This window comes from Nostoc sp. (assembly GCF_036919895.1).
Taxonomy (GTDB): domain Bacteria; phylum Cyanobacteriota; class Cyanobacteriia; order Cyanobacteriales; family Nostocaceae; genus Nostoc.
In genome coordinates this window covers 20,824-31,831 of the sequence record NZ_JBALBW010000120.1, presented here as the reverse complement: position 1 = coordinate 31,831, position 11,008 = coordinate 20,824, and the positions used below count along the sequence as shown (strand labels likewise).

General features: G+C 44.1%; 9 protein-coding genes and 1 pseudogene. 3 read left to right on the top strand and 7 right to left on the bottom strand.

Annotation, left to right across the window (positions count from 1 at the left end):
- Positions 1 to 213, top strand: a pseudogene (locus tag V7K55_RS23775) (dihydroxy-acid dehydratase domain-containing protein); the annotation flags it as partial.
- Between the two features lie 156 nt (positions 214 to 369).
- On the opposite strand, the gene leuS reads toward V7K55_RS23775, so the two are convergent.
- Positions 370 to 2,985, bottom strand: coding sequence for a leucine--tRNA ligase (gene leuS, locus V7K55_RS23770; RefSeq protein WP_334835142.1), 2,616 nt, complete (start codon positions 2,983 to 2,985; stop codon positions 370 to 372).
- A gap of 372 nt (positions 2,986 to 3,357) precedes the next feature.
- On the opposite strand from leuS, the gene V7K55_RS23765 reads away from it, so the two are divergent.
- Positions 3,358 to 3,813 (top strand): gamma-glutamylcyclotransferase family protein, encoded by a 456-nt coding sequence (locus V7K55_RS23765; RefSeq protein WP_334835141.1) that lies wholly within the window; start codon positions 3,358 to 3,360, stop codon positions 3,811 to 3,813.
- Positions 3,814 to 3,829: 16 nt separating this feature from the next.
- Here V7K55_RS23765 and V7K55_RS23760 read toward each other — a convergent pair whose 3' ends face one another.
- From V7K55_RS23760 to V7K55_RS23750, 3 genes are all read right to left on the bottom strand, one after another.
- Positions 3,830 to 4,447 (bottom strand): anti-sigma factor family protein, encoded by a 618-nt coding sequence (locus tag V7K55_RS23760; RefSeq protein ID WP_334835140.1) that lies wholly within the window; start codon positions 4,445 to 4,447, stop codon positions 3,830 to 3,832.
- A 157-nt stretch (positions 4,448 to 4,604) separates the two neighbouring features.
- Complete coding sequence (locus V7K55_RS23755; protein ID WP_334835139.1) at positions 4,605 to 5,261, bottom strand: sigma-70 family RNA polymerase sigma factor; 657 nt, start codon at positions 5,259 to 5,261, stop codon at positions 4,605 to 4,607.
- Positions 5,262 to 5,616: 355 nt separating this feature from the next.
- The gene (locus tag V7K55_RS23750; protein ID WP_334835148.1) at positions 5,617 to 5,811 is read right to left on the bottom strand and encodes a hypothetical protein; all 195 of its coding nucleotides are present in this window, start codon (positions 5,809 to 5,811) and stop codon (positions 5,617 to 5,619) included.
- Positions 5,812 to 6,032: 221 nt separating this feature from the next.
- On the opposite strand from V7K55_RS23750, the gene V7K55_RS23745 reads away from it, so the two are divergent.
- On the top strand, positions 6,033 to 7,004 hold the full coding sequence (locus V7K55_RS23745; protein ID WP_442949111.1) for a L,D-transpeptidase: 972 nt from the start codon (positions 6,033 to 6,035) through the stop codon (positions 7,002 to 7,004).
- 61 nt (positions 7,005 to 7,065) lie between these two features.
- Here V7K55_RS23745 and V7K55_RS23740 read toward each other — a convergent pair whose 3' ends face one another.
- From V7K55_RS23740 to V7K55_RS23730, 3 genes are all read right to left on the bottom strand, one after another.
- A complete protein-coding gene (locus V7K55_RS23740; protein WP_334835136.1) occupies positions 7,066 to 7,605 on the bottom strand; it encodes a late competence development ComFB family protein in 540 nt (179 codons plus the stop codon).
- A 120-nt stretch (positions 7,606 to 7,725) separates the two neighbouring features.
- Entirely contained in the window at positions 7,726 to 8,661 is a 936-nt protein-coding gene (locus V7K55_RS23735) for a M23 family metallopeptidase (protein ID WP_334835135.1), read from the bottom strand.
- Between the two features lie 518 nt (positions 8,662 to 9,179).
- A complete protein-coding gene (locus V7K55_RS23730; protein ID WP_334835133.1) occupies positions 9,180 to 10,970 on the bottom strand; it encodes a pentapeptide repeat-containing protein in 1,791 nt (596 codons plus the stop codon).
- Positions 10,971 to 11,008: the final 38 nt, after the last annotated feature.

Below are 11,008 nucleotides of genomic sequence, written 5' to 3'. Positions count from 1 at the left end.
GCACCGGCTCGTTTATTGCAGTTGAATATATCCGAATCAGAATTAGCCCGTCGTCGTGCCAATTGGCAACCTCCTGCTCCGCGTTACACTAAAGGCGTGTTGGCGAAATATGCCAAATTGGTATCTTCTAGCAGTCTTGGTGCTGTGACAGATTTGGATTTGTTCAACGAAGAAACAGTTTCTTTTACTTTTAGCTCAATACGATTCAGTTAAGCATTTTTCTCTTCTCTCTGAGTCGCGCCCGTTGCTTCTCCTGTCGGAGACGGTGCGGGTGCGCGAACAAGTCGGGAAACCCGCCCAACGCACTGGCTTCTCTGTGCCTCTGCAGTTTAACAAACAGTTTTAACTTTAACTGAACCGTATTGACTTTTAGCTGACGACAAAATTTACCAACTTTCCAGGCACCACAATTACCTTTTTAATCTCTTTACCTTCGATGTAACGCTGGGCAATTTCTGATTCACGGGCGTATTTCTCCAACGCTGCTTTATCTGCTTGTGCTGGTACTTGAATCGCACCGCGAGTTTTACCCATAACTTGAATCACTAAAGTAATTTCATCAGCAACCAAAGCATCAGGGTCAAATGATGGCCAAGTTTGAGTGTGAACTGAATTACTTTCACCTAACAAATGCCACAATTCATCAGCAATGTGTGGTGCAAAGGGTGCGAGTAACATCACCAAAGTCCGAATACCTTCTGCGTAAATTGGTGAATTTTTGTCGGCATCACTTAGGGCATTACTCAACTTCATCAATTCGGAAATAGCTGTGTTGAATTGATATTCGTCTTCCAAATCTTCTGTCACCGCTTGAATAGCCGTGTGAATTGCCCGCCGCAATTCCTTTTCTGTCTTAGTTAAATCAGACAGTTGAGCTTTTTTGCGGGATACCCCAGCAGTAATATAATCTGTCACCAAACGCCAAACCCGATTTAAAAAGCGGAATTGTCCTTCCACATCGGCTTCATCCCATTCCAGGTCTTTTTCTGGCGGCGCTTTAAACAAGATGAACATCCGCGCTGTGTCTACACCGTATTTAGAAATTACATCTTCTGGTGCTACACCGTTGCCCTTTGATTTAGACATCGTGGCGTAGAGACGTTGCAAAGGTTCGCCTGTCTGAGGGTCGCGGGGGTCAGATGAATTTACCAGATTAGAAGGAATCCATTTATCTTTACCGCCCTTATTGGGGTTTAGGTAAGTTAAGCCTTGTACCATCCCTTGAGTTAACAGGCGTTGGAAAGGTTCATCAAAATTCAGTAACCCTCTGTCCCGCAGAACCTTAGTGACAAATCGCGAATACAACAAATGTAAAATCGCGTGTTCAATCCCACCCACATACTGATTCACTGGCATCCAGTCGTTTACTTTACTGGAATCAAAAACCTGTTGTTCATTCTTAGCGTCAGGGAAGCGCAAGAAATACCACGAGGAATCAATAAAAGTGTCCATCGTGTCAGTTTCCCGCTTCGCTGGAGTGCCGCAAGTCGGACAAGATACATTTACCCAGCTTTCTAACTGAGTTAAAGGTGAACCGCCGCGTCCAGTAAATTCCACCTCTTCTGGCAACTTGACTGGCAAATCTTTGTCAGGTACTGGCACTATCCCACAGTTGGGACAGTGAATTACAGGTATTGGTGCGCCCCAATAACGCTGTCGTGAAATTAACCAATCCCGCAAGCGATATTGCACCCGCACTTTCCCAAAACCTTGTTTTTCGGCGTGTTCAATAATTGCTTGTTTAGCATCTACGGAAGCCATACCAGTAAAAGCTCCAGAATTAATTAAAATTCCTGGTTCAGTGTATGCCTTGTTATAGTCAATTTGGATGAGTTGTGATTCATCAGTGTTTGATGTTGGAGTTAAGTCAAAACCTGCAACATTATCTGGAGAAGCAATAACAAAATCAACTGGCAAATCGTAATTTTTGGCAAACTTAAAATCGCGGACATCGTGTGCTGGTACACCCATCACGGCTCCAGTACCATACTCATACAGTACATAGTCAGCAATCCAAATCGGCACTTCTTCCCCTGTAAATGGGTTAATTGCCTTACCACCTGTGGGGATACCCCGCTTAGGTTTGTCTTCAGAAGTACGTTCCAATTCACTTTGATTGGAAACCTCTTTAATAAAGACTTCTACCGCCGCTTGTTGTTCTTTTGTGGTGACGCGGTTTGTTAAGGGATGTTCTGGTGCTAACACCAGGTAGCTGACACCATAAACGGTATCTGGGCGCGTAGTATACACGGCGATCTTTTCATCTATTCCAACAATGGGAAATTCTAAATAAGCGCCTGTAGATTTACCAATCCAATTTGCCTGCATCAATTTGACGCGTTCCGGCCAACCTGTCAACTTATCCAAGTCATTGAGTAATTCTTCGGCGTAGTCGGTAATCTTAAAAAACCACTGCCGCAACAATTTGCGCTCAACTATTGCACCACTGCGCCAAGAACGCCCTTCGTTATCAACTTGCTCATTTGCCAATACAGTTTGGTCAATAGGATCCCAGTTTACGGCTGCTTCTTTTTGGTAAGCTAACCCTGCTTGCAAAAACTGCAAGAAAATCCATTGCGTCCACTTGTAATAATCTGGCGAACAGGTAGCAAGTTCACATTCCCAATCAATGGATAAACCAAGACGCTGCAATTGCTGCCGCATCTGGGCAATATTTTGATAAGTCCACTTTGCTGGCGGTACACCACGGTCAATGGCGGCATTTTCTGCTGGCAAGCCAAAGGCATCCCACCCCATTGGGTGTATTACCCGATACCCTTGCATTCGCTTGAGACGGGCAATCACGTCGCTAATCGTATAATTACGGACGTGACCCATGTGGAGGCTGCCCGATGGATAAGGGAACATGGATAAAGCGTAGAATTTTGGCTTGTTGCTAGCTGAAGGTGTCTTATCTAAGCCAAGTTCTACCCATGTTTTCTGCCATTTTTCCTCAATCGCTGCTGGGTTATATCGGGAATCCACCAAAAATTCTCCTACTGGGTCTATCTATGTTCACATAGCAATTTAATCTATATTGTAGGTCAACTACTCATCGATAGATTTATATAATTGAGCATCAGCCTGATTATGCCCAAACTGCTAGTGTTTCAGTTAGAGACTTCCAAATAAAAAAATACCCAAAAACTGGTGAAAAAACTCTCTTCTCATTATTTCTCTGTGTTGCACCAGGTGCTACAAACTCCTCCACTCCCGCAACGCACTGGCTTCTCTGTGCGGCAGTCGCTCATTGGGGAAACCCCCAAGACCGCGCTGCCTTGTCTCTGTGGTTCGTTTATTTGAGTAATTTATTTCTTGGAAGTCCCTTATCGTAATAGTCATTCGATGAAGGTTTAGATGGTTGAATCAAATATAAAATTTTCTGATTGGGTGCGGTTTTTTGTCTACGGCACACTCAAACCAGGTGAAGCTAACTATAAAAAATACTGTGCTGACAAAGTAGTTGATGTCAAAAAAGCTTTTGTAGAAGGTAAATTGTTTGCTCTGCCAACGGGCTACCCAGCAATGACGCTAGGGGATACCAAAGTTTATGGATACTTACTTTCTTTTTCTAACCCAAGAATTTTAAATCAGCTAGATGCACTAGAAAATTACCAGTCCACTAGACAAGCGCCAGGAAACCTCTATAACCGACAAATTATCGAGGTTTATGAGCTACAGTCGCTTTCTCTGGGTTGGGCTTGGGTTTATTTAATGACTCTAGAGCAAATTGACCAATTCGGGGGTTTCCTCCAACCTAACGGCTGGTGGAGTGGCTGTGGTTTAACCGCAAAGTACATTCACGATTTGTGAACTATTGACTTTACGATTAGTTGATGTCCTGTTTGGAGTCGTGCCGTTGTGGCTGTACCGGATAAATTGGATTTTCTGGAGAAGCTACAGCTGCTTTCGGAATTTCAATTACCGGGTTATTTAATCCCACCATCAGAGGGGAGGGTGGAATTATAGACGCTGCTGAGGACGTTTGGAGCGGTTCTTTTTCTGGTCGTTGCGCCAGTTGCGGCAGACTCGAACCACCAGATCCTAAGCTAGATACTGCACCGATTACACAAGCAGCAACGGCTGCGCTTCCCGCTAACCAGTTGAACCGGGAGCGGCGGCGCAAGCGTGTCAATACTTGCTGAACTGTTGCTTCTGTTGACTCTTGGGCTGTGGGGACTGGGAGAGTCCGCAAGCCTTGGCGCAGCTTTAACAGTCGCGCATACAAGCATTGAACTGAGGCATCATTTGCCAGCCATTCTTCTACTTGCCTGCGTTCAGAGGCTGTAACTTCACCATCGAGGTAAGCACTCAATAACTCGAAGCGATCGCGCTTCACTATATCCATAAGACCCGTTGATTCATTGGTATGCTTGGCCATCCCATCTGACAAATCTTGAGGAAGTTGCAAAGGAGAACGGTCGTAAAACTGAGAATCAGTTGTCATCTTAACATTATTAACAATTCAGACACGGGTAGAATAGGCGGGAATTTCGGGAAAATTAGCCGTTTTTCCTTCTCAGAGCAGAATCGAACTACGTCTTTCTGGTAATTCTTAATCTATGCTTAAATTCTGCCATTGGGCAGAGGCAATATACTGTAAATTAGGAGTCTAGGTAATTCTGCAAGTGAGCTTGCAGTCTCGATCTAGCTCTGGCTATTCTTGACTTCACAGTTCCTAAAGAAACCCCAGTGATTTCAGCAATTTCTTCATAAGCCATGCCTTCAATCTCTCTTAGGACAATGGTAGTACGAAAAACTTCTGGTAAATCCGCGATCGCTTCCCGCAATTGCTCGTAAAATTCTCTAGTTGTCAGTTCTTCTTCAGGTCCGGGGGTATCCCCGGCGATTTCCCAATCCATCTCGCCGTCCTCTACCGAGCGGGGAGCATCCAGTGACAAAGGACTAACAACCCGCTTGCGTTTCCGCAACTCATCGTAAAACAAGTTGGTGGCAATGCGGCTTAACCAGCCCCGAAATTTAGCAGGCTCTTGTAATCGGTTAATATTCCGATACACGCGAATCCAAACTTCTTGAGCTAAATCGGCTCTGTCAGCCCAATCTGGAGCCAGGTGGTATAGAACTCTATCAACTTGACTTTGATAGCGGCGTAATAGCTCTGAAAACGCAACACGATCTGGTCGCAGTCCCACTTGACAGCGCAAAATTAAATCGTGGTTAGGGAGTTTGTCAACTTGCACTGATGCTTCTGGATACTTTGCATCAACCGTTGACCAGGATACAGTGATCGACTGACTCATAGATCGTACTGGCTCTAAATCATCCCTATCTATTAGACATGCTAATGGGATAGAAGTTCCATGCTAAGGTGACGGATTTATTACTGGAACACGGAGGCAGACAATTTTGGATACATTTATAGCAATAAAGTGAGCTACTTTTTCCTTATACTGCTGGCATAGTTGCCCAAGACTTATCAGCTAACAAAGGTGCAACATCATGCACATTTTAGTACTTTTAGCAACTGGGTATATACGCTTGATAAAAATAATTAAATCTGGTTATTAAGGATGAAGAGAAAAATTTTGTAATTCTAGCTTCTTGATATCTTTTAAATTCAGATAATAATTGCTGGGAGTTGGGTTGCTGCGGTTATTATAATGGTGATTTATTTTTTGATTTTATCACCACAATAGTTGCCGATTGTTCTAGTTGTGACCCGTAGATAGCACCAGTGTTATGTTCCTCTGGTACGCGAACTTGAAAAAATAAATTAAGGGAAAATGTAATTGTGACTGCTAGCAATAGTTTTTCAAACATGGTTTTTCTCCCACCTACAGCACTAATCATTGATTGCGATATCGCAAAAGTTCCAGCAGAAAGTCGGAGTGAAGGCTTACAACCCCCTTGGAGTTTTGCTGCTTGGGCAATTTGTATAGTCTTAGTTTGCCCAAAGGTGTTGGCAGATTTATAGCGGAAATGATAAGTATTGATAAATTTTTGATAATCGGATGATGAACCCATCCAATTGATCGGCTGGATATGTCAGGGATAAACAATAGGCGATGGCAATGGTAAGAAACGAATCTGTAGGGCGGATGGTAATGTTGCTTTGTTTTGGCACAGCATTTTTATCTTTAGCTGTCCATTGGCGCATTACTACGGCGGTACGGCAGTCTGAGAAGTCTGCATCTACTTCGATGCGGCGAGATTCTACCCTAACCAATCCTAAGGGAAGCCGCTCAGAGGGAGTCTATAAGAATCTGTCACAAGTCAGTTTAGGGGAACTTGCGCTGGGTGCATCTGTGCCACCAGGTGAAGTGGCCCAAGGCTCAACTGTCCAGAGGGCGGTTAAACCAAAGTCCTCTGCTATTAAGCCTGGAACTAAGTCGAAAATAATTAAGAAAAATGTAGTGAAAGTAGCTGATAGACGCAGAATAGTTCGGAGGACACCTACGCTTAGGTCTTCTGTCATTAAGCCTCAAACTCAGCCTCAAATCATTAAGAAGAATGTAGTAGCTACAACTGAACTACCAACTCAGACAAGGCTGGTGGCGCAAGCAGAAAGACAAAATCCAGTAGCGGATAGCTGGCCAAAAGGTCTATGGTCTCAGGCTTCAGCCCAACAAATACCATCTTACAGGGTAGCAAATGCCACGACGCAAGTAGTAGTTGATTTAAGCGATCGCCGCACTTATGTATACGCAGGAGATGAAGTGATAGCCAGCTACCCAATCGCTGTAGGTAAGAAGGGTTGGGAAACGCCCACAGGTTCTTTCCAGGTGATCCACATGCGGCATTATCCAATCTGGCGTCACCCGATCACGGGCAAGGTATTTCAGGCTGGTACGGATAGCCCCTTGGGAGACAGATGGATTGGTTTCTGGTCAGATGGACGGAATGAAATTGGCTTTCACGGTACACCGGATATTGACCTGGTAGGAACGGCTGTATCCCACGGCTGCTTAAGAATGCGTAATTCTGATGTCCGAATGTTGTATGAGCAAGTGAGTATAGGGACAACAGTGTTAGTACGTAATTAAGAGTCATTAGTCATTAGTAATTGGTCTAAGACAAATGACCAATGACCAATGACTATTAAAATTATAATTTTTGCTCAAAATTAGGTGCGTATGTTTGGAGTAAGGCACTAACTTGGCGTACAACCTCATTACCAGTGTTTTTGCCTAAAGCTTGCCGTTCTGGGAAGAAATTGGGTCGATCCAGATAACGGTTAATCGCCTCAGTTACTTGCTGAGAAATTAAGTCTTGTAGTTGTGCCAGGGCAGTTTGGCGCTGAAAGCTAGCACCTTCTTCTGTAGTAGCATACAAAGGTGGTAGCCGATTGAGGGCGTAAGCAGCAATATCGCCGACATCTAGAGAACTTTCGCTGGTGGCTTCAATTTCTGCAACTCGCGCGATCGCTTCTGTCAGTACCAATTCTTCCATAACGTTAATGAATTGCTTACGAGGTACCGCCACTACCTCACCAGTCAATAGCGCCCCCATAAGCCGATCCAGCGCCATATACTCTTCAATTGAGAGTTCCGAGGCGTTGTCACATATTCTACCAACTTCTGCTTCCATTGCTGGTGTCAAATAACCATCCTGGAGAGCTTGTTCTACAATTTTTTCGATACTCATAACGCTTATCATCATTTATGTTGGTCAAGCAAGGTAGGGACGGTATCAATCCAATTTATATTTGCTTAATTATCAGCAAAAAACACAAATTATACACAGACGAGATAAATTCCGCCTCTACTAATTAACAACCTTAGTTCGCCAAGGTGTTGGATCAACAGATTGTCCGTTGACATACAGACCCCAGTGTAAATGTGGCCCCGTGGCAGCACCTGTTGAACCTACTGCGCCAATTAGTTGACCAGCTTTCACAAAATCACCTTCTTTAACGTTAATCCGACTCAGGTGCATGAAAATACTGGTTACTCCTTGACCGTGGTCAATGCCAACTACGTTACCGTGTATCCGAAACCCTTGGGATACCCTACCCACCAAAGCAACTCGTCCAGGGGCTGGGGCAATTACGGCTGAACCGGCAGCACCAGCGTAGTCAAGGCCACGATGATAGTAGTCCTTTGCAAATGTACCATTATAGTAGCGACGTACACCATAGTTGGTACTCATCCGCCCTGCATTTGGCTTCAGAAATACTCCATTCCAATACTTTTCTGGTGTTTGTAGTGCCTTGAAAGCTGCCACACGCTTAAGTTCATAAGCTGTAGCATCCACTCCGGCTTTGCCAGGTGGCAAAGTAATGCGTTGTACGGGGAACTGGCGATTAAGCACATTCACTGCCAAGTTTTGTACTTGACCATCTCCTACAACCCGAAGTGTTCTAGTTCCAGGCTTTTCTAGCGGAGTTGTGGGAACTAAGACTCGGTACTGATTGGGGGCAATTTTAAAAGCTGGGTATGTATTATTGCCATTCGCTACTGTCGGATTTGTCGCATTCTCTGGATTATCTAGATTAATCTCTACTGAGAGTGTATCCCCTAATTTAGGATTAGTTGGAGTCACCTTTACTTGTAAAGCATCTACAGGCAATGCCAAGGCGATCGGGAGAACAGCAAATATTCCCTTTAATACATTCATTGAACGGCGATTGGCTGTCAAACTTTTGATATCAAAACCGAGTAACTTCTGGTTTGAACTACTAGCGCTATTATCAATAATCATAGAGCTACAAAAATCCCTTGCTTGTGTTGGAAAATAGACTAGCTTATTTCTAGTAGTGTTTCCTGTTTTAAGTAGATATTGTTGAAAAGCATAAGTGCTGGGAAGCGCTCCAAAGACTTATGGATAGCAGAGGGGAATGGGTAGGAAATAAAGCAGAATCATTTTTAACTGTAATTTAGTGAATTGGTATTAAATTTAATAATCAAGGTGTATTACATTGGCAATTATCTTAAAATTTAATTAGATTGATGGCAAAGACGCTTCTGTGGCTTGTCAGAGTGATCGTTTGTTAGGCAAGAAAAGAAACTCGTTTGGATTATAGCCATTACATAATAATACTGGAAGAAAATCTTGGAATCAACTGGACACTTGTTCAACTGGACACTCATGCTACATTGTGAATTTAAAATTGGTGTAAGTAAATCGCGTAAACCAGATGATGAGTGCTGATTACTCAGTGCTTAAGAAGCCCGCAGATAGGATACAAAGAGCCAAAGTAAAGATACCTCCACATTATCTCAATTCAATCCTAGTTCTTCTTTCAATGCTTCCGGCACATTAACAGCTGTCTCTAACCCGCGCACACCTTCCCATTGCTGCTTTTTACCCCATGTCATTTTTTCCATATTGGCATCGCTGAGGTCTGCACCACCAAGAATGGCATAGTTGAGGTTGCTGTTGCTGAGATTCGCACCATTGAAAATGGCACCACTGAGATTACTGCCACTTAGGTTAGCACTATTAAGGTTGGCGTAGCTGAAGTCTGTACCGAAAAGGATAGCATCGGTGAGGTCTGCACCACTGAGATCGGCTTCGCTGAGAATAACCCCACTGAGGTCAGCTTCGTTGAGAGTCACCCGACTTAGGTCTACACCGCTGAGGTCTGCACCTAAAAACATTGCGCCGTTAAGTTTGGCATTGTTAAGTTTAGCACCGTTAAGTTTGGCATAGCTGAGATCGGCAGCGATAAGGATGGCATCACTAAGATTGGTACTGAAAAGAATTGTGTCACTGAGATTAGTACCGTTGAGGATAGCGTGACTCAAATCAGCGCCACTGAGGTCAGCGCGGCAGAGGTCAGCATGGTTAAGGTTGACACTGCTGAGGTTGGCTTCACTGAGATTGGCACCGAAAAGGATGGCATTACTGAGGTCAGCATGGCTAAGGTTAGTGCTGCTGAGGTCGGCGCGGTTGAGGTCGGCGCGGCTGAGGTCGGCGCGGCTGAGGTCGGCGCTGCTAAGGTCGGCACGGTTGAGGTCGGCGCGGCTAAGGTTGGTGCTGCTAAGGTTGGCACCACTAAGGTTAGTGCTACTGAGGTCGGCACCACTGAGGTTGGCACCACTGAGGTTGGCACCACTGAGGTTGGCATCACCGAGGTTTGCACCGCTAAGGTTGGCACCTATGAAGTTGACCCCAGTTAAGTTGGTATCGCCGAGATAAGCAAGGCTTAGATCAGCACCGCTAAAGTCTGCCCCGGTGAGGTTGGCATCGCCTAAGTAAGCACTGTGAAAGTTACCGCCTTTGAGAAATTGCCCGACTATACTGCTAAAATTGCCAATTTCTAGGGCATCACTATAGTTTATGACCCGTAGTAGTTGGGATGTGAAAAAATTGTCTGTATCGGGTTGAGCAGATGGATAGAAGGTGATTTTTTGTTTGAGTTCATCTCGCCCTTGGGCATAGCGGTGTAACTCTAACAAAAAAATCAGTACGTTCAGCCCTGTATATATGTCTACCTGTCTCAACCCGATCGCAATATTTTGTGCCGCTAGTTTTGCTCTTGTCTTCTGAGGTAGGTTATCATCTGGTGTCCCATCGATAAATTCTCCCTGACACCAGCGACGATAAAAATCTTCTAGCCGCCAGAAAAGTATTTCTGGACGAATTTTTTGATTAGCCACAATAAATTGGATTATTTGATTGACTATTTCTGGTTTCAGCGCTCCATTGCCCAGTAAATCATAAATCTCTTCATGCATCTGGCGATGTCTACAACAGAATACGCTTTCGCCCACTCTCAAGCAAAAATCCGATGGTAGCGTGTCCGATGTCCGATCGCCTATCTTAGAAGTCAAACCGCTCCTTAGTATTGTCCATTTTTCTAAACTTTCTTGCAGTCTTTGAGACCATAAATCTTCCTGCAAATTATCTTGAGTGAATTTAACGCTTTTGTCTGGTTCTTTAATACTTTTTCCTAGAGGTAAAACTACTTCAGTTTCCACAGATGTCTTCTTTGGCATCTCTTGTAAACTTATATCCCTCACATAATTTCTCAGCAGTTGCCAAAGTTGAGATAAATATGTTGACATTTCTGTGTCCGTTGTTACATTTAACTTACTATTTTGAT

Excerpts from the sequence above, each read along its gene's own strand:
- V7K55_RS23765 (WP_334835141.1), top strand. The coding sequence starts at position 3,358 with ATGGTTGAATCAAATATAAAATTTTCTGATTGGGTGCGGTTTTTTGTC.
- V7K55_RS23760 (WP_334835140.1), bottom strand. The coding sequence starts at position 4,447 with ATGACAACTGATTCTCAGTTTTACGACCGTTCTCCTTTGCAACTTCCT.
- V7K55_RS23755 (WP_334835139.1), bottom strand. The coding sequence starts at position 5,261 with ATGAGTCAGTCGATCACTGTATCCTGGTCAACGGTTGATGCAAAGTAT.
- V7K55_RS23750 (WP_334835148.1), bottom strand. The coding sequence starts at position 5,811 with ATGATTAGTGCTGTAGGTGGGAGAAAAACCATGTTTGAAAAACTATTG.
- V7K55_RS23745 (WP_442949111.1), top strand. The coding sequence starts at position 6,033 with ATGGTAAGAAACGAATCTGTAGGGCGGATGGTAATGTTGCTTTGTTTT.
- V7K55_RS23740 (WP_334835136.1), bottom strand. The coding sequence starts at position 7,605 with ATGAGTATCGAAAAAATTGTAGAACAAGCTCTCCAGGATGGTTATTTG.
- V7K55_RS23735 (WP_334835135.1), bottom strand. The coding sequence starts at position 8,661 with ATGATTATTGATAATAGCGCTAGTAGTTCAAACCAGAAGTTACTCGGT.
- V7K55_RS23730 (WP_334835133.1), bottom strand. The coding sequence starts at position 10,970 with ATGTCAACATATTTATCTCAACTTTGGCAACTGCTGAGAAATTATGTG.